At 73.9% G+C, this 21,155-nt stretch carries 19 protein-coding genes; 3 read left to right on the forward strand and 16 right to left on the reverse strand.

Features of this window, described 5'->3' with window-relative positions:
• The first annotated feature begins 135 nt into the window (after positions 1-135).
• The gene (locus V1L54_RS06895; RefSeq protein ID WP_443076515.1) at positions 136-1,350 is read left to right on the forward strand and encodes an amino acid deaminase/aldolase; all 1,215 of its coding nucleotides are present in this window, start codon (positions 136-138) and stop codon (positions 1,348-1,350) included.
• A 67-nt stretch (positions 1,351-1,417) separates the two neighbouring features.
• Here V1L54_RS06895 and V1L54_RS06900 read toward each other — a convergent pair whose 3' ends face one another.
• The 5 genes from V1L54_RS06900 to V1L54_RS06920 all read right to left on the reverse strand — a co-directional run bounded on the left by V1L54_RS06900 (position 1,418) and on the right by V1L54_RS06920 (position 6,834).
• The gene (locus V1L54_RS06900; RefSeq protein WP_330116969.1) at positions 1,418-2,098 is read right to left on the reverse strand and encodes a DUF4142 domain-containing protein; all 681 of its coding nucleotides are present in this window, start codon (positions 2,096-2,098) and stop codon (positions 1,418-1,420) included.
• A 134-nt stretch (positions 2,099-2,232) separates the two neighbouring features.
• Entirely contained in the window at positions 2,233-3,126 is an 894-nt protein-coding gene (locus V1L54_RS06905; RefSeq protein WP_330117012.1) for a DUF2510 domain-containing protein, read from the reverse strand.
• Between the two features lie 50 nt (positions 3,127-3,176).
• Positions 3,177-3,983, reverse strand: a complete 807-nt coding sequence (locus tag V1L54_RS06910) for a 3-oxoacyl-ACP reductase (protein WP_330117013.1) — start codon at positions 3,981-3,983, stop codon at positions 3,177-3,179.
• Between the two features lie 75 nt (positions 3,984-4,058).
• Positions 4,059-5,453, reverse strand: a complete 1,395-nt coding sequence (locus V1L54_RS06915; protein WP_330116970.1) for an aldehyde dehydrogenase family protein — start codon at positions 5,451-5,453, stop codon at positions 4,059-4,061.
• Positions 5,454-5,466: 13 nt separating this feature from the next.
• Positions 5,467-6,834, reverse strand: a complete 1,368-nt coding sequence (locus V1L54_RS06920; protein WP_330116971.1) for a glutamine synthetase family protein — start codon at positions 6,832-6,834, stop codon at positions 5,467-5,469.
• A gap of 233 nt (positions 6,835-7,067) precedes the next feature.
• On the opposite strand from V1L54_RS06920, the gene V1L54_RS06925 reads away from it, so the two are divergent.
• A complete protein-coding gene (locus V1L54_RS06925) occupies positions 7,068-7,838 on the forward strand; it encodes a gamma-glutamyl-gamma-aminobutyrate hydrolase family protein (protein ID WP_330116972.1) in 771 nt (256 codons plus the stop codon).
• On the opposite strand, the gene V1L54_RS06930 is transcribed toward V1L54_RS06925, so the two are convergent.
• Entirely contained in the window at positions 7,792-8,595 is an 804-nt protein-coding gene (locus V1L54_RS06930) for a helical backbone metal receptor (RefSeq protein WP_443076519.1), read from the reverse strand. The two genes, V1L54_RS06925 and V1L54_RS06930, sit on opposite strands and share 47 nt — an antisense overlap.
• Positions 8,596-8,753: 158 nt before the next feature.
• Here V1L54_RS06930 and V1L54_RS06935 point away from each other — a divergent pair, with 158 nt between their 5' ends.
• Positions 8,754-9,683, forward strand: a complete 930-nt coding sequence (locus V1L54_RS06935; RefSeq protein WP_330116974.1) for a 5'-3' exonuclease — start codon at positions 8,754-8,756, stop codon at positions 9,681-9,683.
• 643 nt (positions 9,684-10,326) lie between these two features.
• Here the strand turns inward: V1L54_RS06935 and V1L54_RS06940 are convergent.
• From V1L54_RS06940 to pafA, 10 genes are all read right to left on the reverse strand, one after another.
• Complete coding sequence (locus V1L54_RS06940) at positions 10,327-13,152, reverse strand: DEAD/DEAH box helicase (RefSeq protein WP_330116975.1); 2,826 nt, start codon at positions 13,150-13,152, stop codon at positions 10,327-10,329.
• A gap of 45 nt (positions 13,153-13,197) precedes the next feature.
• Positions 13,198-14,100 carry a diacylglycerol kinase gene (locus V1L54_RS06945; protein ID WP_330116976.1) on the reverse strand — a complete coding sequence of 301 codons (903 nt, stop codon included), beginning with the start codon at positions 14,098-14,100 and terminating at the stop codon, positions 13,198-13,200.
• A gap of 17 nt (positions 14,101-14,117) precedes the next feature.
• Positions 14,118-15,026 carry a twin-arginine translocase subunit TatC gene (gene tatC, locus V1L54_RS06950; protein ID WP_330116977.1) on the reverse strand — a complete coding sequence of 303 codons (909 nt, stop codon included), beginning with the start codon at positions 15,024-15,026 and terminating at the stop codon, positions 14,118-14,120.
• A gap of 133 nt (positions 15,027-15,159) precedes the next feature.
• Complete coding sequence (gene tatA, locus V1L54_RS06955) at positions 15,160-15,447, reverse strand: Sec-independent protein translocase subunit TatA (protein WP_330116978.1); 288 nt, start codon at positions 15,445-15,447, stop codon at positions 15,160-15,162.
• Positions 15,448-15,674: 227 nt separating this feature from the next.
• Positions 15,675-15,878, reverse strand: coding sequence for a hypothetical protein (locus V1L54_RS06960; protein ID WP_100204205.1), 204 nt, complete (start codon positions 15,876-15,878; stop codon positions 15,675-15,677).
• A gap of 55 nt (positions 15,879-15,933) precedes the next feature.
• A complete protein-coding gene (locus tag V1L54_RS06965) occupies positions 15,934-16,896 on the reverse strand; it encodes a helix-turn-helix transcriptional regulator (protein WP_330116979.1) in 963 nt (320 codons plus the stop codon).
• 19 nt (positions 16,897-16,915) lie between these two features.
• On the reverse strand, positions 16,916-17,920 hold the full coding sequence (locus V1L54_RS06970) for a helix-turn-helix transcriptional regulator (RefSeq protein ID WP_330116980.1): 1,005 nt from the start codon (positions 17,918-17,920) through the stop codon (positions 16,916-16,918).
• Between the two features lie 159 nt (positions 17,921-18,079).
• Complete coding sequence (locus tag V1L54_RS06975) at positions 18,080-18,451, reverse strand: FKBP-type peptidyl-prolyl cis-trans isomerase (protein WP_100204202.1); 372 nt, start codon at positions 18,449-18,451, stop codon at positions 18,080-18,082.
• 79 nt (positions 18,452-18,530) lie between these two features.
• Entirely contained in the window at positions 18,531-19,559 is a 1,029-nt protein-coding gene (locus V1L54_RS06980; RefSeq protein ID WP_330116981.1) for an FKBP-type peptidyl-prolyl cis-trans isomerase, read from the reverse strand.
• A gap of 147 nt (positions 19,560-19,706) precedes the next feature.
• Complete coding sequence (gene pafA / locus V1L54_RS06985; protein ID WP_330116982.1) at positions 19,707-21,068, reverse strand: Pup--protein ligase; 1,362 nt, start codon at positions 21,066-21,068, stop codon at positions 19,707-19,709.
• Positions 21,069-21,155 lie beyond the last annotated feature (87 nt).

Consider the following 21,155-nt stretch of genomic DNA (forward strand, 5'->3'; position numbering starts at 1 on the left):
CGGGCGTGGTGTTCGCGTCACTCTACGGGGAACGGCCGCGGTCGGGGCAACCCGCTCCCCGCCCCGGGGTCCCGGGGCGGGGAGCCGCCCGTCCGGGGCTGTCCCGGGCCCGGCCGCCTCTGGCAAGCTGCCGGAATGTTCGAGATGACCGCTGATCCCGCCGCCGACCGGGCCCGCTACGACCGGGCCACCGCCCATCTGGAGGCGCCGCTCGCGGTCGTCGACCTGGCCGCGTTCGACGCCAACGCCGCCGATCTGGTGCGCCGGGCCGGCGGCAAGCCGGTCCGGGTGGCGAGCAAGTCCGTGCGCTGCCGGGCCCTGCTGGAGCGGGTGCTGGCACGGGGCGGGTTCGCCGGTGTCATGAGCTTCACCCTCGCCGAGTCGCTGTGGCTGGCCCGCTCGGGACACGGCGACGTACTGCTCGCCTACCCGTCGGCGGACCGGGCCGGGTACGCCGAGCTGGCCGGCGACCCCGAACTGGCCGCGGCCGTGACGGTGCTGGTCGACGACCCGGCCCAGCTGGCGCTGATCGACGCCGCGCGCGACGGCGGGCGGGAGGAGATCCGGGTCTGTCTGGAACTGGACACCTCCCTGCGGCTGCTGGGCGGCCGGGTGCGGATCGGCGCCCGGCGCTCGCCGCTGCACTCCTCCGCCGAACTGGCCGCGCTGGCCCGCTCGGTGGTGCGCCGCCCCGGCTTCCGGCTGGTGGGGCTGATGGCCTACGAGGGGCACGTCGCGGGAGTGGGCGACGCGGTGCCCGGCCGTCCGCTGCGGTCGCGGGCGGTGCGGCTGATGCAGTCCGCCGCGCGCCGCGAGCTGGCCGGGCGGCGGGCCGCCGCGGTGCGGGCGGTACGGGCGGTCGCGCCGGACCTGGAGTTCGTCAACGGCGGCGGCACCGGGAGCGTGCAGCACACCGCCGCCGAGGAGGCGGTCACCGAGGTCGCCGCGGGCTCGGGGCTGCTGCTGCCGCGGCTGTTCGACAACTACACCGCGTTCTCCGGCCGTCCGGCGGCACTGTTCGCGCAGCCGGTGGTGCGGCGTCCCGGGGTGGGCGTGGTGACGGTGCTCGGCGGCGGCTACCCGGCCTCGGGCCCGGCGGGCCGGGACCGGCTGCCGGTGCCGTACCTGCCCGCCGGGCTGCGCTACGACCCGGCCGAGGGGCCGGGCGAGGTGCAGACCCCGCTGCTCGGGCCGGCCGCGGACGACCTGCTGCTCGGGGACAGGGTGTGGTTCCGGCACGCCAAGGCCGGCGAGTTGTGCGAGCGCTTCGCCGCGCTGCACCTGGTCGAGGGCGACCGGGTGGTGGCGACGGTGCCGACGTACCGCGGTGAGGGCCGCACCTTCCTGTGAGCCGGGTCCCCGGCCCGCCCCGCCTGCCGCGGGGACGGGCCGGGGGATCTCACCACCGGAGCCCGTCTCACTCGGACGGGGCGACGGCCTCCTCCACCTCCTCGAAGGTCTCGGGCTCCACCAGCCCGGTGTCCTCCAGCACCTCCATGTGGTCCAGGACCGTCTGGTTGGCCTGCCGGGCGTGCCGGCGGATCAGGTCGTTCTGGGTGGCGGCGCGCACCTCGCCGATGGTGGCGAAGATCTTGCCGTGCGAGGAGCGCAGCAGGTTGGCGAAGAGGCGGTCGAACTCCTTGCCGTGGGCCTGCTCCAGCTGCCTGACCCACTCCTGCTGCTCCTCGGTGGCCTCGTTGGGGATCTTGACCCCGAGGATCTTGGCGTCCTCGCGCACGAGCTGGTCGAGCTTGACGTGGCCCTCGAGCAGGTGCAGCCCCGCGCGCTTGACGGCCTCGCTGGAGGCGTTGGTCTGGGCGAGTCTGCCGGCCGGTATCTCCCACAGTCCGGCCTGCCGGACCTTGACGAGGAACTCCTCGTCCACCTCGGCGACCGGGCCCACATTCCCGGTTCCGCTCCCGCTGTCCCGCGAGTTGACCGTGGCGGAGCCGCCCTCGTCGGCCTGGCTGCTGCCGGACTGCAGGGAGATCAGCACGGGGATCGCCGCGAGCACGAGCAGCGCCGCCACGGCGGTGGCGACCACGCGCGGCGGCAGACCTCGCTTGCTGACTCTGCGGCTGGAACGGTTCGGGCGCATGGATCCTCCTCGTTGCACTGCCTCGTTCCCCGGCGGTACGCGGGAGGCGGACGGGGCGTTCACCGCTGTCCGAAAACACGCACGAGGATGAGCAAAACGCGGTCCACCGAGCCGCTGAGCCGCTGAGCCGGTGCTCAGACCTCCATGCCGGGACCGTCTGCGGCCCGGACGCCCGCCACGACGCGGTCCATCTCGGCGGGGACGGGGGCGTCGGCGTGGATGTCGAAGCCCAGCCGCATCACCAGCAGCCGGCCACCGCCGTCCGGCGCGGGGAAGACGACCGACTCCACGTACGCGTCGGGTTCGAGCCGGTTGTCAATCCGCCAGCGGATCCGGTGGCCCCGCTGCCCGGCGACGGTGACCTCGCCGGAGGAGACGACCTCGTGGCCGGTGACCCCGCCGTACGCCTTGGCGTCGTAGGACTCCTCGGCGTTGCGGGCGATGTCCGCCTCGGCCACCGCCCCGGGGTCGGTCCCCGCCCCGGGGTCGGCGGGCCGTACGGAGACCCCGCCGCGGACGCAGCCGAGGGACGGGTCCCCCGGGCACGGGTAGGAGCCGCTCGACAGCCAGATCCCCGTGTCGGTCCGCGCCTGGCTCCAGCCCTCGGGCACGGGCACGCTGATGCCGTTGGCCCGGTCGACCGCGGTGCCGGGGCCGCCGCCGTCCGGCGGCGCGTCCTCGGAGTCCTCCGGGGTCCCGTCCGGAGTGCCGTCGTCCGTCGGGTCGCCGCCGGGGTTCTTGTCGGCGCCGGTGCCGCTGCCGGGACGCGCCCGGTCGCCGGCGCCACCGGGCTCGCCCAGCAGGAGCAGCGTCCCGGCGACGAGCGCGGTCACCACGACCGCGGCGGCGATGACGGCGGCCACCAGCGGGCCGCGCGACGGCCGCTCCGGCGGCGGGGTGACCTGCGGGGGGAGACCGGCCGGGAAGCGGGTGTGGGCGGTCCAGGCGGAACCGTCCCACCAGCGTTCCGGTGCCGGTCCGGGGCCGGTGTGCCCGGGGTCCGGATGCCAGCCGGGCGGCGTCGTCATGCTCACGCGTGAACAGTAGTGGCTGGGCGCGCTCCGCAGCACGGGCCGGGCTAGAGCGGAGTCACGTAGGCGCCCGAGATCCCGCCGTCCACCAGGAACTCGGCGGCGTTGACGAACGAGGAGTCGTCGCTGGCGAGGAAGGCGACGGCGGCCGCGATCTCCTCGGGCCGGGCGAAGCGGCCCATGGGGACGTGGACCAGCCGCCGCTGTGCCCGCTCGGGGTCCTTCGCGAACAGCTCCCGCAGCAGGGGGGTGTCGACCGGGCCGGGGCACAGGGCGTTGACCCGGATGCCCTCCCGGGCGAACTGCACGCCCAGCTCCCGGGACATCGCCAGCACCCCGCCCTTGGAGGCGGTGTAGGAGATCTGCGAGGTGGCGGCGCCCAGGACGGCGACGAAGGAGGCGGTGTTGATGATCGAGCCGCGGCCCTGGCGGCGCATGTACGGCAGGACGTGCTTGCAGCACAGGTAGACCGAGGTGAGGTTGGTCTCCTGCACCCGCCGCCAGGCGTCCAGGCCGGTGGTGAGGATGGAGTCGTCGTCGGGCGGGGAGATGCCCGCGTTGTTGAAGGCGACGTCGACGGAGCCGTAGGTGCCGTACGCGGTCTCGAAGAGCGCCTCGACCTGCCCGGGGTCGGTGACGTCGGCGGGAACGTACAGCCCGCCGGTCTCCTCGGCCGCCGCCCGGCCCCGCTCGGGGTCGATGTCGGCGCAGACCACGTGGGCGCCCTCGGCGGCCAGCCGGCGGGCACTGGCCAGTCCGATGCCGCTGCCCGCCCCGGTGACGACGGCGGTACGGCCCACCAGCCGGCGGCACACGGTGGCCGCCGTACCGGCCACGGCCGTCTCGGCGCCCACCGCCTCCCCCACCGGGCCGTCCGCCGCCCCGCGGGCCGCCCCGTCCGCCGGTTCCCCTGCCGCTGCGGTCAATGCTCACTCCTCCGTGCCGATGAAGACGTTCTTGGTCTCGGTGAAGGCGGCCAGCGCGTCCGGGCCGAGTTCACGGCCGAGGCCGGACTGCTTGTAGCCGCCGAAGGGGGTCCAGTAGCGCACGCTGCTGTGGGAGTTGACGGAGAGGTTGCCCGCGGCGACGGCGCGCGCCATGCGCAGGGCCCGGGAGAGGTCACGGGTCCACACCGAGCCGGACAGGCCGTAGTCGCCGGCGTTGGCCAGCCGGACGGCCTCGGCCTCGTCGTCGAAGGGGAGGACGACGGCGACGGGACCGAACACCTCCTCCACCGCGACGGGGTCGTCCGGCCGGGCGTCGGTGAGGACGGTCGCCGGATACCAGTAACCGGGTCCGGAGGGCACCGCGCCGCGGATGGCGGCTGGGGCGTCCTCGGGGACGTGGGAGCGGACCCGCTCGCGGTGGGCGGCGGAGATCAGCGGGCCCATGTCGGTGGCGGGGTCGGCCGGGTCGCCGGCGGTGAACGCGTGGACGGCCGGTTCCAGCAGGGCCAGGAAGCGGTCGTACACGGACCGCTGGACGAGGACGCGGCTGCGGGCGCAGCAGTCCTGTCCGGAGTTGTCCAGGAAGGAGGCGGGAGCGGTGGCCGCGGCGCGCTCGAGGTCGGCGTCGGCGAAGACGATGTTGGGGCTCTTGCCGCCCAGTTCCAGCGTCACGCGTTTCACCCGGGCCGCGCAGCGGGCCATGATCTCCTTCCCGACGGCCGTGGAGCCGGTGAAGACGACCTTGGCGACCCCCGGGTGCTCCACCAGTGCGGTGCCCGTGACCGGTCCGGCGCCGGGCAGCACCTGGAACAGGTGCTCGGGAAGGCCCGCCACCAGGGCGAGTTCGGCCAGCCGCAGCGCGGTGAGCGGGGTGGTCTCGGCGGGCTTGAGGAGGACGGCGTTGCCCGCGGCCAGCGCGGGGGCGGTGCCCCAGGCGGCGACGGGCATGGGGAAGTTCCAGGGGGCGATGACGGCGACGACGCCGAGCGGCTCGGCGAAGGTGAGGTCGACGCCGCCCGCGACGGGGATCTGGCGGCCGGTCAGCCGCTCCACTCCCCCGGCCGCGTACTCCAGCAGGTCGCGGACGTTGCCCGCCTCCCAGCGCGCGTTGCCGACCGGGTGTCCGGCCTCGCGCACCTCCAGGGCGGCCAGTTCGTCCAGGTGGTCGTCGACGGCGGCGGCGAAGCGGCGCAGCAGCCGGGCCCGGTCGCCGGGGGCGAGGGCCGCCCAGCGCTCCTGCGCGGCGGCGGCCCGCCGGACGGCGGCGCCGACCCCGGCGGGCGAGGTGGCGGGGACGGTCGCGATCACCTCCCCGGTGGCCGGGTTGCGCACCCGGTGCTCGTGTTCGGTACCGGCTCCGGGAACCGTCTCGGACACGGCTGCCCTCCTCTCACATCCGTTCGAAGGAGCGGTAGCGCTCCCAGTCCGTGACGGCCGTGTCGTACGCCTCCTGCTCGACGCGGGCCATGTTCGCGTAGTGCTCGACCACCTCCGCGCCGAAGGCCTCCCGGGCGAGCCGGCTGTCCCGCCACAGTGCGGCGGCCTCGCGCAGGGTGGCCGGGACCCGCTCGGCACCGCCGGTGTAGGCGTTGCCGGTGCACGGCTCGGGGAGTTCGAGCCCGCGCTCGACGCCGTACAGCCCGGCCGCGATCATGCCCGCGACGGCCAGGTACGGGTTGACGTCGCCGCCGGGGAGGCGGTTCTCCAGCCGCAGCGAGGCGCCGTGGCCGACGACCCGCAGGGCGCAGGTGCGGTTGTCCGGTCCCCAGGCGACGGCGGTGGGGGCGAAGGAGCCGGGCCGGAAGCGCTTGTAGGAATTGACGTTGGGCGCGTACAGCAGGGTGAACTCGCGCAGCGCGGCGAGCTGTCCGGCCAGGAAGTGCCGCATCGGCCCGGACATGCCGTACGGGGCGCCGTCGTCGGCGAGGACGGGCCGGCCGTCGGTGTCGCGCAGCGAGAGGTGGATGTGGCAGGAGTTGCCCTCGCGCTCGTCGTACTTGGCCATGAAGGTGAGTGCCACGCCCTCCTGGGCGGCGATCTCCTTGGCGCCGGTCTTGTAGACGGAGTGCTGGTCGCAGGTGGTCAGCGCGTCGGCGTAGCGGAAGACGATCTCGTGCTGGCCGAGGTTGCACTCGCCCTTGGCGGACTCCACCGCCATTCCGGCGGCGGCCATCTCGTTGCGGATGCGGCGCAGCAGGGGTTCGATCCGGCCGGTGCCCAGCACGGAGTAGTCCACGTTGTACTGGTTGGCCGGGGTGAGTCCGCGGTAGCCGCGCTCCCAGGCCGACTCGTAGGTGTCGCGGAAGACGAGGAACTCCAGCTCGGTGCCCGCGTACGCGCTCCAGCCGTGCCCGGCCAGCCGGTCGAGCTGGCGGCGCAGCACCTGGCGTGGCGAGGCGGCCACGGGCGTCCCGTCGTGCCAGGCGAGGTCGGCGGTGATCAGGGCGGTGCCCGGGTTCCAGGGGGTGAGGCGCAGGGTGGCCGGGTCGCCGTGCAGGGCGAAGTCCCCGTAGCCCTGCTCCCAGGAGGACATGGCGTAGCCGTCGACGGTGTTCATGTCGGCGTCCACGGCGAGCAGGTAGTTGCAGCCCTCGGTGCCGTGCTCGAGCACCTCGTCGAGGAAGAAGGGGGCGGCGAACCGCTTGCCCTGGAGCCTGCCCTGCATGTCGGTGAAGGCCAGGACGACGGTGTCGATGTCCCCGGCCGCCACCCGCCGCCTCAGTTCCTCGGCGGTGAGCGGGGATCTGGGGTCTGCCAACGGAATCTCCTGTCGGGTGGGCGGGTGCCCCGGCGGCACCGCCGGACAAGCCCACCCCTGCCCCCTGGGTGCCCTTCTCACGCCTCCCGGCGGGGTCGCGCGTCCGAGGGAGGGGACGGCGGGACGCCCCCGGACCGCCCGGCTTGCCCCGGCCCCCGCCCCGGAACAGGATCGGGGCAGCCCGCCGCGGCGCCCCGCCGCGCCGGGACACGGACGGCCGACCGGAGGTTCGCGTGCCCGCCCCGCTCATCGGTGTCAGCACCTATCTGGAGTCCTCGGCGCGGTGGGGGGTGTGGGACCAGCCCGCCGCGCTGCTGCCCGCCGGGTACCACCGGCTGGTCCAGCGGGCGGGCGCCCTGGCCGCGCTGCTGCCGCCGGACGCCGCGCCCGGCGCCGCTGCCGACGTGGTGGCGCGGCTGGACGGTCTGGTGATCGCGGGCGGTCCGGACGTGGAGCCCGCCCGCTACGGGGCCGCGCCGCGCCCGGAGACCGGGCCGCCCGCGCGGGAGCGGGACGCCTGGGAGCTCGCCCTGATCGGGGCCGCGCTGGAGGCCGGACTGCCGCTGCTGGGGATCTGCCGCGGGATGCAGCTGCTCAACGTCGCCCTGGGCGGCACCCTCGTCCAGCATCTGACGGGCCACCGGGGGCCGGACGGCGTCTTCGGCACCCACACCGTCACCCCGGTGCCGGGCACGGAGCTGGCCCGGGTGCTGGGCGGAGAGCATTGCGGGGAGGGTGGCGGGGACGGCGCCGCGGGGGGCGCCCGGGACGTGACGGTGCCCACCTACCACCACCAGGCCGTGGACCGGCTCGGGGACGGACTGGCGGTCTGCGCCCGCGCCGCGGACGGCACCGTCGAGGCGGTCGAACTGCCGGGGGCGGCGGGCTGGACACTGGGGGTCCAGTGGCATCCGGAGGCGGACACCGGTGCGGACGTGCGGGTGATGCGCGCGCTGGTCAGCGCGGCGGAGCGGCGGGCACGGCGGCGGCCAGCGCCGCGCTGAGCACCGCGGGCGCCTCGGCCAGCGTGGGCCCGTACCAGGTCAGATGCCGTCCGCTGACGAGCGCGGCGGGCAGCCGGGGGAATGCCTCGGGGCCGTCGGCGGCGGTGAAGCGGTACGGCTCGTCGGGCAGGACTGCCAGCCCGGCTCTCCCCGGCTCGTTCAGCTCCGCCAGGGACACGCGCGGATAGCGCTCGGCGTGGTCCGCGTACGCGTTGCGCACCCCGAGGCGGGCCAGTACGTCACCGGCGAAGGTGTCCCGGCCGAGCACCATCCACGGCCGCCGCCAGACGGGCACGACGGCGGTGGTGCCGAAGGCCGGCCGGACGGACCGCCAGACGTCCTCGGCCTCGTCCAGCCAGGCGGGCCGGGGCAGTCCGCAGCCGGCGGTCAGCACCCGGTCCAGCTCGGTGAACGCCTGTGGGACTGTGCGGACCTCGGTGACCAGTACCGCCAGCCCGGCCGCCCGCAGGGCGGCGAGGTCGGCCGGGCGGTTCTCCTCCTCGTTGGCGAGGACGAGATCGGGGGCGAGGGCGGCGATCCCGGCCACGTCCGGGTTCTTGGTGCCCCGCACCCGTACGGCGTCCAGACTGGGCGGATGGACGCACCAGTCGGTGACGCCGGCCAGCAGTTCCGGCGCGGTGGCGGCGACGGCCTCGGTAAGCGAGGGGACGAGCGAGACGACCCGGCGGACGGTTCCCACCGCGCCACCGTACCGGGGACTCCGCACCCCGGGCACGGAGACGACCTCCAGCTTCATCGGCCTCGACACGACGTCCTGGCCGGTGGGCTCCCTCTACGACCTCTCGGTCACGCTGCCCCGGGGAGCGAGCGTTCGCCCCGGCCGGGCCGTGCCCGGCGGTGTCGGTGGTGTCGGTGGTGTCGGTGGTGTCGGTGGTGTCGGCCATGATGGCCCTCATGACCACGCCGCGAAAGTGTCTGCTGCTCGACACCGCATCCCTGTACTACCGCGCCTACTTCGGGGTCCCGGAGTCGGTGCGGGCCCCCGACGGCACCCCGGTCAACGCGGTGCGCGGGCTGCTGGACTTCGTCGCCCGCCTGGTGCGCGACCACCGCCCGGACGAGCTGGTCGCCTGCTTGGACAACGACTGGCGGCCCGCGTGGCGAGTGGCGCTGGTGCCCTCCTACAAGACGCACCGGGTGGCGGAGGAGTCCGCCGACGGCCCGGACGCCGAGCAGACGCCGGACACCCTGGCGCCGCAGATCCCGGTGATCGAGGCGGTGCTGGACGCGGTCGGCATCGCCCGGGTCGGCGCGGACGGCTACGAGGCCGACGACGTCATCGGCACCCTGGTGCGCCGGGCCGGCGGGCCGGTGGACGTCGTCACCGGTGACCGCGACCTGTTCCAGCTGGTGGACGACGCGCGGGGGGTGCGGGTCCTCTACCCCGTCAAGGGCATGGGCGACCCCCTGGTCGTCGACGAGGCGGTCCTGCGCGAGAAGTACGGCGTGGCCGGCGGGTCGGCGTACGCGGACCTGGCGCTGCTCCGCGGTGATCCCAGCGACGGCCTGCCGGGCGTCCCCGGGGTCGGCGAGAAGACCGCGGCCCGGCTGCTGGAGGCGTACGGGGACCTGGACGGCATCCTGGCCGCCGCCGGCGATCCCACCTCCGGGCTGACCCCCGCCCAGCGCCGGAAGCTGGACGCGGCTCGGGAGTACCTGGCCGTGGCGCCCAAGGTGGTGCGGGTGGCGGACGACGTGCCGCTGCCGGACATCGACCCGGCGCTCCCGGCGGAGCCCCTGCACGCCCAGGAACTCCAGGAGCTGGCCGAACGGTGGGGGCTGGGCGGCTCGCTGCGGCGGCTGCTGGACGCCCTGGCGGGGTGAACCCGCCGGGGCGGCGCGGCATCCGGCCGGGCGGTGCCGCGCCGGCCTGGGCTCGTCCCGCTCCGCCTTCCCGGCAGGGCCCCGTACTCGCCGCGCCGGGCGAGAGCCCCGGCCGGGGCCACCGCATACGGCTTCCGGGTGCTGCGGTCATGTCCCCTGCCTCCGACGGGGAGACCCCACCCCTGCCCACCAGCAGGAAGACCCCACCCCTGCCCACCGGCAGGAAGACCCCACCCCTGCCCACCGGCAGGAAGACCCCACCCCTGCCCACCGGCGGGGAGATCCCGCCCCTGCCCGGAGAGGAACACGGCAGCAGGACGGGCTCGCAGTGCGGGAGGAGCAGACCGGCACGGCACCGGGCGTGCCGCGTGGCCGGCCACCGGAGCCGGGACCTCCGCCGCTTCAGGCCCACCACGGATCCGCCCCGTGGTCCGGTCGAGCGGCGGAGACGGTCCGGGCAGGCCACGGCGGACCACCGCACCGCGCGGGCCGCGGTCCGCGCACCGGAGCCGTCCGGCGAAGCCGTCCGCGTGGTCCGCCGGGCGAAGGGGACCTCGCGGCGGCCGTCGTGGACAGCGGCCTCCCGGCCGGCGCACCACGGACGCCGCGTACCGGGCCTCCCGGCCCGGTGCGCGGCGAGGTGTCAGCCGACCGAGCTGTACGCCACCACCCCGCGCAGCAGCTTCTCGGCGGCCCGACGGGCGCTGCGGGCGACCGTGCCGCCCTCCGGGGCCGCCGCGGCGATCTGCCCGAGGACGTCGACGAGCTGCTTGCACCAGCGGACGAAGTCACCGGCGGGCATCTCGGCCTGCCGCAGCACCGCGTCCAGGCCGTCGCCCTCCGCCCAGCGGTAGGCGGCCCAGGCGAAGCCCAGGTCGGGTTCGCGCTGGCCGACGCCCTCGGACTGGTTGATCCGGTGCTGCTCCTCCAGGGCGTCCAGCCGGCCCCAGATGCGGACCATCTCGCCGAGCGCGTCCCTGGCCTTCCCGCCGGGCAGGGTGGGCGGCAGGGCGTCGTCGGCGGAGCGGGCCTCGTAGACCAGGGCGGAGGCGCAGGCCGCCAGCTCGGCCGGGGACAGCCCCTCCCAGACGCCCTCCCGCAGACACTCGCTCGCCAGCAGGTCCAGCTCGCCGTAGAGCCGGGCCAGCCGCCTGCCGTCCTCGGTCACCTCGTCACCGCGCAGATAGCCCAGGTCGCTCAGGAGGGCGTAGACCCGGTCGAAGGTGCGGGCGATGGTGTTCGTCCGGCCCTCGATGCGGCGCTCCAGCTGCCGGGTGTCGCGCTTGAGGCGCAGATAGCGCTCGGCCCAGCGGGCGTGGTCCTCGCGCTGGTCGCAGCCGTGGCAGGGGTGGGCCCGGATGGCCTTGCGCAGCCGGGCGAGCTCGGTGTCGTCGGCCGCCTCCGAGCGCTGCCTGCGGCGGCCGCGCCCCGGCGCCGGGTCCGCCCCCCGGGCGTTCCCCGCCTTCGTCCGCAGCGCGGAGGCCAGGTCGCGGCGGGACTGCGGGCTGCGCGGGTTGAAGGACCTGGGGATCCGCATCCGCTCCAGCGGCTCCACGGGGACCGGGAAGTCGACCGGGGCCAGCCGCTTCACCTGCCGTTCGGCGGTGAGCACCAGCGGACGCGGGCCCTCGTGGTGGTCCCAGCCGCGGTGGCCGCCGGTGCTCCGCCCGGCCGGGACGCCCGGGTCCAGCACGAGCGCCAGCCCGGCGAACTTGCCGGTGGGCACCTGGATCACATCGCCCGGCCGGAGCCTCTCCAGCGAGTCGACCGCCGCCGCGCGCCGCTGGAGGGCGCCCTGCCGGGCCAGCTCGGTCTCGCGGTCCTTCAGCTCCCGCCGCAGCCGCGCGTACTCCTCGAAGTCGCCCAGGTGGCAGGTCATCGCCTCGCGGTAGCCCGCCAGGCCCTCCTCGTTGCGCTGCACCTTCCGGGAGATCCCGACGACCGCGCGGTCGGCCTGGAACTGCGCGAAGGAGGTCTCCAGCAGTTCGCGTGAGCGGTGCCGCCCGAACTGCGACACCAGGTTGACCGCCATGTTGTACGAGGGACGGAAGGAGGAGCGCAGCGGATAGGTGCGGGTGCCGGCCAGCCCGGCCAGCGCGCCCGGGTCCATGCCGCGCTGCCAGAGCACCACCGCGTGGCCCTCGACGTCGATGCCGCGCCGTCCGGCGCGTCCGGTGAGCTGGGTGTACTCCCCGGGGGTGATGTCGACGTGCTGTTCGCCGTTCCACTTGACCAGCTTCTCCAGCACCACCGACCGGGCCGGCATGTTGATGCCCAGCGCCAGCGTCTCGGTGGCGAAGACGGCCTTGACCAGACCGCGGACGAACAGCTCCTCGACGACCTCCTTGAAGGTGGGCAGCATGCCCGCGTGGTGCGCGGCGATGCCCCGCTCCAGACCCTCCAGCCACTCGAAGTAGCCCAGCACGTGCAGGTCCTCGTCGGGGATGGCGGCGGTGCGCTCCTCGACGATCTCGCGCACCCGGGCCCGCTGCCCCGCGTCGTTCAGCCGCAGCCCGGCGACCAGGCACTGCTGTACGGCCGCCTCGCAGCCCGCCCGGCTGAAGATGAAGGTGATGGCGGGCAGCAGCCCCGCCGCGTCCAGCCGCTCGATCACCTCCGGGCGGCTCGGCGTGAAGATCCGGCTGCGCTGGCGCCGCTCCCGCTCCCGGTCGGCCTCACGCACCGGTTTCCCGCGCCGCCGGTCGCGGAAGGCGGGCAGCCGGCTGTTCTCCAGCTGGGCCATGCGCACCAGGTCGGGGTTGACCTCGCGGCGGCCGCCCTTCTCCTCGAACAGGTCGTACATCCGCCGCCCGGCCAGCACGTGCTGCCACAGCGGTACCGGCCGGTGCTCGGAGACGATCACCTCGGTGTCGCCGCGGACGGTGTCCAGCCAGTCGCCGAACTCCTCGGCGTTGGAGACGGTCGCCGACAGCGACACCAGCGTCACCGAGTCGGGGAGGTGGATGATGACCTCCTCCCAGACCGCGCCGCGGAAGCGGTCGGAGAGGTAGTGGACCTCGTCCATCACCACGTATCCCAGACCGGTCAGCGCCTGGGAGCCGGCGTAGAGCATGTTCCGCAGGACCTCGGTGGTCATCACGATCACCGGGGCGTCGGAGTTGATGCTGTTGTCCCCCGTCAGCAGGCCGACCCGGTCGGTTCCGTAGCGCCTGACCAGGTCGTTGTACTTCTGGTTGGACAGCGCCTTGATGGGGGTGGTGTAGAAGCACTTGCGGCCCCGGCTCAGAGCCAGGTGGACGGCGAACTCGCCCACGATCGTCTTGCCGGAGCCGGTGGGCGCCGCCACCAGCACGCCCTTGCCGGCCTCCAGGGCCCGGCACGCCTCCAGCTGGAACGGGTCCAGCTCGAAGTCGTACAGCTCGCGGAAGGGGGCCAGCGCGGTGGCCTGCTCGGCGGACCGCCTCCGGGCGGCGGCGTAACGCTCGGCAGGGGACATGTCCTCGGTCATCGTGCCTACGAGCCTACCGGCCGCCGCCGACAGAAGATCGGTCTTTCAGCGCGGGGTGAGCACCCGCACCGCACCCGGCACCGCCCGCGCCGTCAGCGGCAGGGGCCCCAGCGGCTCTCCGTCGGCGTAGCCGGTCACCCCGGCGGCCCTCAGGGTGACCTTCGCCACGCGGCGCACGGTCACCGCGGGGTGGCCGAGATGGGTTCCCGCGTAGACGCGGGGGAAGACCCGCAGCAGCGTGGTGCGGCTGCACGGACCCACCACGGTGACGTCCAGCAGCCCGTCGTCCAGCCGGGCGCCGGAGCAGATCCGCATGCCGCCGCCGTAGGAGGGCCCGTTGCCGACCGCGACCAGGACGGCCTCCAGCTCGCGGGTCTCGCTCCCGGGCCCGTCCCCGAAGGTGATGCGGTACGGGACGGTGCGCAGCGCGGCCAGCTCGGCCAGCATCGCCAGGTCGTAGCGGAGCCGGCCGGCGGGCCACCGCATGCGGTTGCCCCGGTCGTTGACGCGGGAGTCGAAGCCCGAGGCCAGCACGCTGCCGAACCAGCGTCCGCCGACGCGTCCGAGGTCGACGGCCCGGCTCTCCCCCGCCTTGAGCGCCCCGGCGATCACCCGTCCCGCCCCGGCCGGGTCGCGGACCGGCAGGTCCAGGGCGCGGGCGATGTCGTTGCCGGTGCCCACCGCGACGACGCCCAGCGGGGTGTCCGTGCCCGCCACCGCCTGGAGGGCCAGCGAGACCATGCCGTCCCCGCCGACGGCGATCAGCGCGCCGGTGCCGTCGCGGACCGCCGCGCGGGCCCGGTCCAGCGCGTCGGCGGCGTCGGTGCCGACGACCGTGCGGACGGCGAAGCCCGCCTCCCGCAGTACGCGGGCGGCGGGCCGGGCGGCGTTCCCGCCCCGGCCGCGGCCCGCGGCGGGATTGACGAACAGGGTGATCTCGCTGGTCACGCGCGGACGATAGCCGCTCAGGTGGCGTCGTCGTAACCGTTCCGCCGGGCCGGGCCGGAATCGCCGCTTCCGTCGGGCCGGGCGGCGGGGGCGTCGACGGGCTCCACCGCGCCGACCGTCTCCGGGGTGTGCTCGAGCGGCGACGCCTCGTCGTCGCTCAGACCGGCGTACGGGTCCCGGCGACGGCGACGGCGGTCGTTGAACAGGCAGATCCCGACGGCGGCGAAGTACAGCAGCACGATCGGCGCGGCCAGGGCGCCCATGGTCAGCGGGTCGCCGGTCGGGGTGGCGACGGCGGAGAAGACGGCGATGGACACCACCATGATCCGCCACCAGCCGAGCAGCTTGCGGCCGGTGACGATCCCGCCGAAGTTCAGCATCACCAGTATCAGCGGCAGCTCGAAGGCCAGCCCGAAGACGATCACCATCCGCGTGATGACGTCGAGGAAGTCGTCCAGCGGGATGAAGTTGCCGGCGCCCTGGGGGGTGAACTCGATCAGGGTCTTGGCCATCGTCGGCAGGATCAGGTACGCCAGATAGGCGCCGCCCAGGAAGAGCGGCACACCGGCCGCGACGAAGCCGCGCGCGTACTTCTTCTCGTGGCTGTGCAGACCGGGGGCGAGGAAGGCCCACAGCTGGTAGAGCCAGACCGGGGAGGCGAGCACCATACCGGTGGTGAGGCCGACCTTGAGCATGACCGTGAAGGGGGAGATCATGCCGCTGAGAACGATCTCGGCGCAGGCCTCGCCCTCGTCGGAGGCCTCGCCGAAGCCCTGGGTGCAGCCGACGGAGTCGCGGAGGGGCTCGGTGAGGAAGTCGGCGATCTGCTTGTAGTACACCAGCCCGACGACGGTGACGGCCAGGATGGCCAGCACCGACTTCATCAGACGGTTGCGCAGCTCCCGCAGGTGTTCCGCGAGCGGCATGCGCCCCTCGGGATCGCGCTGCGCTCTCCCCTTTTTGCGGGCGGACTTGAGCAACCCACGTCCTCGGTGTCAGTGGTTTTCGGATGTCTGGACGACACCGGCTCCGGCACCGTCGCCGGTCACCGGGCCCGGGTCAGTTCTTGGTGGTGGACTGCTGGTCCGGCTCGTTCACCGGGCGGGCGCTGGTGACGTCGCCCGGCGCGGCCTGGATGGTCCGGGGAGCGGACGGCTGGGTCTGGGAGGCCGGCTGCGTGTCCGTGTCGCTCTCGCCGTCCTTCTTCATGGCCTTGGCCTCGCTCTTGAGGATGCGGGCCGACTTGCCGAGCGAACGGGCCATGTCCGGAAGCTTCTTGGCGCCGAACAGCAGCAGGATGACAAGGAGGATCAGTACGATCTCCATGGGCCTCAGGTTCCCGATCATGTCCACTACCTTCTCGCCGGGGCGGCGGTGTCCGTGCCTGCCCTACTGATGGGACGGGCTCCTCGTACTGGTGCGCTGTCAGCGATCGTAACCCCCGGGGGTGAACGCGGGGCAATGCCTCCGCGTCTTCCCGGCACCGGCCGCGATCGCCGCTCACGAGACGTCCCTCGAAGGGTACCGCCCGGCGTCCGGGTGTGTGGAGACCCGCACGGCGGCCTCGTCCGCCCTCAGGGGCGCCCGGTCCGGGCCCGGGCCGCCGCCACCGGGGTGGCGGCGCGCTCCAGGTCGTCGGCCGCGCGGGCCAGCCGCTCGCAGCCGTCACCGACCGCGCGGGACAGTCTGCGTACCTCCAGCCCCACCCGTACGGCGAGCACACCGAGCACGGCGAGGCCGCAGAAGGCGAGCGTGAGGAAGAACATCGGCCAGACCATGGGGCGAGCGTAGCGGAGAAGCCCGGCCCGTCCTCCGGCGGGCCGGGCGGGTGTTTCAGCCCTCGTACGCCGCCAGGGCCGCCCGTGCCGCGTCCCTGGCGCTGTCGGCCAGTTCCGGCGGGGAGACGATCCGGCCGTCGCGGCCCAGCCGCAGTGCCAGCCTGCGCAGGGAGGCCGGGTCGGGGGTGCGCAGGGTGACGCGCAGGCCGCCGTCGGGCAGTTCCTCGGCACTGTCGTGCGGGTAGTACTCGGCGACCCAGCGTCCGCCCGGCCCGACCTCGACGACCACCTCCGGGTCCTCGGCGGCGGGCTGCACCAGCCCTTCGGACAGGTCACGCAGTTCGACGGGCGGAGGGTCGGAGGGCTCGTCGAGCAGTCTGATCTCGGCCACCCGGTCCAGCCGGAAGGTGCGGCGCGCCTCGCTCAGCCGGCACCAGGCCTCGACGTAGGTGTGGCCGACGGCGAACAGCCGGATCGGGTCGATCTCGCGCTCGGTCAGCTCGTCGCGCGCCGGGGAGTAGTAGCGGATCCACAGCCGGCGCCGCTCGGAGACGGCCCGGTCCACGTCCGCGAAGACCCCGCCCTCGGACTCGAAGGTGACCGACAGCCGGGAACTGGCACCGGCGCTCTCCCCCGCCGCCGCCTCGATCTTGGCGGTGGCGCGCTGGAGGGCGTCGCGGTCGCTCTCCCGCAGGCCCGGCAGGGTGGCGACGGCCCGGGCGGCGACCAGCAGGGCGGTGGCCTCGTCGGCGGCGAGCCGCAGCGGTTCGCCGGTGCCGGAGCCGACCGCCTCGGCGTTGTGCCACCAGATGCGCTCGCCGTCGGTGTCGATGTCGAGCAGGTCCCCGCCGCGGAAGCTGGTGCCGCACATCGGCAGGACGTGCAGGTCGGAGATCAGCTCGTCGGTGGTGATGCCGAAGGCCCGGGCGACGTCCGCCACCCGGGCGCCGGGACGCTCGCGCAGATAGGTCACCAGGGACAGCATCCTGCGGGTCTGGTCGATGGCGTTGGCTGCCATGTCGGCGGTCCTCTCCCCCTCAGCCCTTGGCGACGGCGCGCAGCCGGTCCACCACGTCGGCCCGCAGTTCGGCGGGCTCCAGTACGACCACGTCCGGCCCGAACTCCACCAGCCAGGCGTCCAGCCCGTGGCCGTAGGGGATCTCCAGCTCGTCCCAGCCTTCCCCGGCCTCCCGCACCTCGGTGGCCCTGGCCCGCAGCGGATAACCGGCGCCCCGCCGCAGCCGGATGCGGGCGGTGGCGGTGGCGATCTCCCCGGCCCAGCGCTCGACGGTCTCGCGCACCGTGACGTGGTCGGGCACCCCGGCGGTGTAGGCACCGGCGCGGGAGCGGACCGGGCCGGTGATGCGGGACAGCCGGAAGACCCGTTCGGCCCCCCGGTCGCGGTCGAAGCCCGCCAGGTACCAGTGGCCGCGCCAGCACTCCAGGGTCCACGGCTCGACATGCCGGGTCTCGGGGCGGGCGGCGTTGGACCTGCGGTAGGCGAAGGTGACCGGCCGCCGGTCGCGGCAGGCGACCATCAGGGGCTCGAAGGCCGCCTCGTGGACGGGGATGCGCGGCTCCAGGGCGCTGTGGCCGCCGTACGGGTCGCCCGGCTCCCCGGTGCCGGAGCCGGTGTTCTCGGCCAGCGGCATCCCGGCGGCGCGCAGTTTCTGCAGGGCGCCGCTGGCGGCCCCGGCGAGCCGGGCCTGCTGCCAGACCTTGGCGGCCAGGGTGAGGGCGGCGGCCTCCTCGGCGTCCAGGGTGATGGGCGGGAGGCGGTTGCTGTCGCGGCGGGCCTGGTAGCCGATCTCGCCGTCCAGGTTCTCCACGGTCTCGATGACCATGCCGAGCTCGCGCAGGTCGTCCTTGTCGCGTTCGAACATCCGGTTGAAGGCGTCCTCGCTGCCGGCCCGGCCCGGTCCCCCGCCGACCTCCAGATACGCCTCGATCGACGCCCGCAGCTCGCGCTTGGTCAGCGGGCGCCGGGCTCCCAGCAGGCACAGCGCCAGGTTCATCAGCCGCTCGGCCTTGGCAATGGCCATCGACGCCCTCTCTCGTGCTCGTCCCGGCGTCGACCGTACCGCTCGCGGGACGCCCCGTACAAAGCCGGGGCCCGTGCCGTACGGCACGGGCCCCGGCCGTGGTGTCCGGTGTCCGTCGCGCCCGCTGTCCCGGGGCTCACCGCCCCCGCGGGCGCGGACTCAGACGGAGACCAGGTCGCAGACGAAGATGAGCGTCTCGCCCGGCTTGATCCGGCCGCCGGCGCCCCGGTCGCCGTACGCCAGGTGCGGCGGGATGGTCAGCTGCCGGCGGCCGCCGACCTTCATGCCCTGGACGCCCTGGTCCCAGCCGGAAATGACCTGGCCGACCCCGAGCTGGAACCGCAGCGGGGTGCCGCGGTTCCAGCTGGCGTCGAACTCCTCGCCGGTGGAGAAGGCGACACCCACGTAGTGCACGGAGACCTGGTCCCCGGCCTTGGCGACCGGCCCGTCGCCCTCCCAGATGTCCTTGATCTCCAGGTCCGCCGGGGGCTCGCCGCCCGGGAAGTCGATCTCGGGCTTCTCGATGCTCACGAAATTGCTCCTACGAACGTTTCCTTCGGTCAACCGTGTCAGTCTGGCAGAACCGGACCGCGGCCGCCGCCGGAGACCGTCAGACCTTGCCGACGATGTCCACCACGAACACCAGGGTGTTCTTCGCCAGCTCGGACTGCGGGTTGTTGCCGTAGGCCAGGTCCGGCGGGATCACCAGCAGCACCCGGTCGCCGACCTTCTTGCCGACCAGGCCCTGGTCCCAGCCCTGGACGACCGAGCCGGTGCCGATCTGGAAGGCGATGGCGCCCCCGTGGTCCCAGGAGGAGTCGAACTTCTCGCCGTCCTCCCACTTGACCCCGGTGTACTGCGCGATCAGTCCCTCGCCGGCCTTGACCTCGGGTCCGTCGCCCTCGATCAGCACCTGCTGCTTGAGCTCCTTGGGGGCCTTCTCGCCCTCGGGGATGGTGATGGCGGCGGCCTTCTGCTTCACCGGCTTCACCTCGGGCATGCCCTCGCCGGTGTCCGCCTGCTCGCCGCTGACCTCGGCCTTGGCGTCGGTCTTGGCGGCGGAGACCGGGTCGACCACCCAGACCATGCCGGCCGACTCCTCGATCCCGGCCTGGGGGTTGAGCCGCTCGCCGATGATCGCCTTGGCGGTCCCCTCGACCAGGAGGCGTCCGCCGGTCCGCTCGCCGACCAGGGCGTTCAGCACCGAGGCGGGGACCATCTGCTGTTCCTCACCGAGCTGGATGACCAGCTGGGTGTGGGCGCCCTCCTTCGCGGAGGCGTCCTCCTCCGTCTTCCAGGTGTTGATCAGTTCCTGGTCGTCGGCGGTCATCTGGGCGAAGACGTCCATCCGGACGAAGTCGCCCTTGGCCATCTTGTCGCCCTTGCCCTCGGTGACGGTCCGCACCGCCGCCTTGTCGGGGGCCTCGGCGTCCTCGGGAACGCTGACCTTCGGCTTCTCGCCGACCTTGCCGGTGACCTCGGTGGCGGTGTCGGAGGAGCCTTGGGAGTCGTCGGAACCGTCGGAGCCGCACGCCGCGGTGAAGAGCAGGACGGGAACGGCCAGGGCCGCGGCGAGGCGGCGGCCGACCGGCCCGAAGGGGCGGATGTGTGGGGGGCGTGCCCCGGGAGTTCGCTGCATCAGTCCAACTCTTGGTGTGTAGGAGGTGTCCGGGCGTTCCGGGCGTGTCGGCCACTTTACGGGCCGCCCGGCCCACCTCCCACAACTAGCGGAAGAGCTGATTTCGTTCCCGGCTCCCGGAAACGTGTGCGAGCCCGCGGGCGTGGGTCACATGCCGGCGATGAGCTTCTCCACCCGTTCGTCCACCGAGCGGAACGGGTCCTTGCACAGCACCGTGCGCTGGGCCTGGTCGTTCAGCTTCAGATGCACCCAGTCCACGGTGAAGTCGCGGCGCTGCTCCTGGGCCCGGCGGATGAAGTCGCCGCGCAGCCGGGCCCGGGTGGTCTGCGGCGGCACGGACTTGCCCTCGAAGATCTTGACGTCGTTGCAGATCCGGGCGGCCTGCCCCTTGCGCTCCAGCAGGTAGTACAGCCCGCGGCGGCGGTGGATGTCGTGGTAGGCGAGGTCTATCTGGGCGATCCTCGGATGCGACATGGTGATGTTGTTCTTGGCCCGGTACCGCTCGATGAGCTGGTACTTCATCACCCAGTCGATCTCGGTGTTGACCTTGTCGAGCTCCTGGGTGCGGATCGCCTCCAGGGTGCGGCCCCACAGCTCCAGGACCTGGTCCACCACGCCCGTGCGGATGCCGCGGCGCTCGCAGAAGTCGGCGGCCTTCTCGTAGTACTCCTGCTGCACCTCCAGCGCGGAGGCCTCCCGCCCGTTGGCCAGCCGGACCTTCCGCTGGCCGGTGATGTCGTGGCTGACCTCCCGGATCGCCCGGATCGGGTTCTCCAGGGTGAGGTCGCGCATGACCGTGCCCGCCTCGATCATGCGCAGCACCAGGTCGGTGGCGCCGACCTTGAGCAGCATGGTCGTCTCGGACATGTTGGAGTCACCAACGATGACATGCAGCCGACGGTAGCGCTCGGCGTCCGCGTGCGGTTCGTCGCGGGTGTTGATGATCGGCCGGGACCGGGTGGTCGCGGAGCTGACGCCTTCCCAGATGTGCTCGGCGCGCTGGCTGACGCAGTAGACCGCGCCGCGCGGGGTCTGCAGGACCTTCCCGGCCCCGCAGATGAGCTGCCGGGTGACGAGGAAGGGGATGAGGACGTCCGCCAGGCGCGAGAACTCCCCGTGCCGGGCCACCAGGTAGTTCTCGTGGCAGCCGTAGGAGTTGCCCGCCGAGTCGGTGTTGTTCTTGAACAGGTAGACGTCGCCCGCGATCCCCTCCTCGTGCAGGCGGCGCTCGGCGTCGACGAGAAGCCCCTCCAGGATGCGCTCGCCGGCCTTGTCGTGGGTGACCAGTTCGGTCACGTCGTCGCATTCCGGAGTGGCGTACTCCGGGTGGGACCCCACGTCCAGGTAGAGGCGGGCCCCGTTGCGGAGGAAGACGTTGCTGCTGCGGCCCCATGACACGACACGGCGGAAGAGGTACCGCGCCACCTCGTCGGGAGACAGACGCCGCTGTCCCCGGAACGTGCATGTGACGCCGTACTCGTTCTCCAGTCCGAAGATTCGGCGGTCCATCAGACTCCTCACGAGGGAACTACCGGTTTCGACCGGTGGGGAAGTTCATTCCCTGGTTCGCGGTGGTTTACGTCAGTCCCACAGGGG

The organism is Streptomyces rubellus, assembly GCF_036323805.1.
Classification (GTDB): domain Bacteria; phylum Actinomycetota; class Actinomycetes; order Streptomycetales; family Streptomycetaceae; genus Streptomyces.

Excerpts from the sequence above, each read along its gene's own strand:
- V1L54_RS06895 (WP_443076515.1), top strand. The coding sequence starts at position 136 with ATGTTCGAGATGACCGCTGATCCCGCCGCCGACCGGGCCCGCTACGAC.
- V1L54_RS06900 (WP_330116969.1), bottom strand. The coding sequence starts at position 2,098 with ATGCGCCCGAACCGTTCCAGCCGCAGAGTCAGCAAGCGAGGTCTGCCG.
- V1L54_RS06905 (WP_330117012.1), bottom strand. The coding sequence starts at position 3,126 with ATGACGACGCCGCCCGGCTGGCATCCGGACCCCGGGCACACCGGCCCC.
- V1L54_RS06930 (WP_443076519.1), bottom strand. The coding sequence starts at position 8,595 with ATGAAGCTGGAGGTCGTCTCCGTGCCCGGGGTGCGGAGTCCCCGGTAC.
- V1L54_RS06935 (WP_330116974.1), top strand. The coding sequence starts at position 8,754 with ATGACCACGCCGCGAAAGTGTCTGCTGCTCGACACCGCATCCCTGTAC.
- V1L54_RS06940 (WP_330116975.1), bottom strand. The coding sequence starts at position 13,152 with ATGACCGAGGACATGTCCCCTGCCGAGCGTTACGCCGCCGCCCGGAGG.
- tatC (WP_330116977.1), bottom strand. The coding sequence starts at position 15,026 with ATGCCGCTCGCGGAACACCTGCGGGAGCTGCGCAACCGTCTGATGAAG.
- tatA (WP_330116978.1), bottom strand. The coding sequence starts at position 15,447 with ATGATCGGGAACCTGAGGCCCATGGAGATCGTACTGATCCTCCTTGTC.
- V1L54_RS06960 (WP_100204205.1), bottom strand. The coding sequence starts at position 15,878 with ATGGTCTGGCCGATGTTCTTCCTCACGCTCGCCTTCTGCGGCCTCGCC.
- V1L54_RS06965 (WP_330116979.1), bottom strand. The coding sequence starts at position 16,896 with ATGGCAGCCAACGCCATCGACCAGACCCGCAGGATGCTGTCCCTGGTG.
- V1L54_RS06970 (WP_330116980.1), bottom strand. The coding sequence starts at position 17,920 with ATGGCCATTGCCAAGGCCGAGCGGCTGATGAACCTGGCGCTGTGCCTG.
- V1L54_RS06980 (WP_330116981.1), bottom strand. The coding sequence starts at position 19,559 with ATGCAGCGAACTCCCGGGGCACGCCCCCCACACATCCGCCCCTTCGGG.
- pafA (WP_330116982.1), bottom strand. The coding sequence starts at position 21,068 with ATGGACCGCCGAATCTTCGGACTGGAGAACGAGTACGGCGTCACATGC.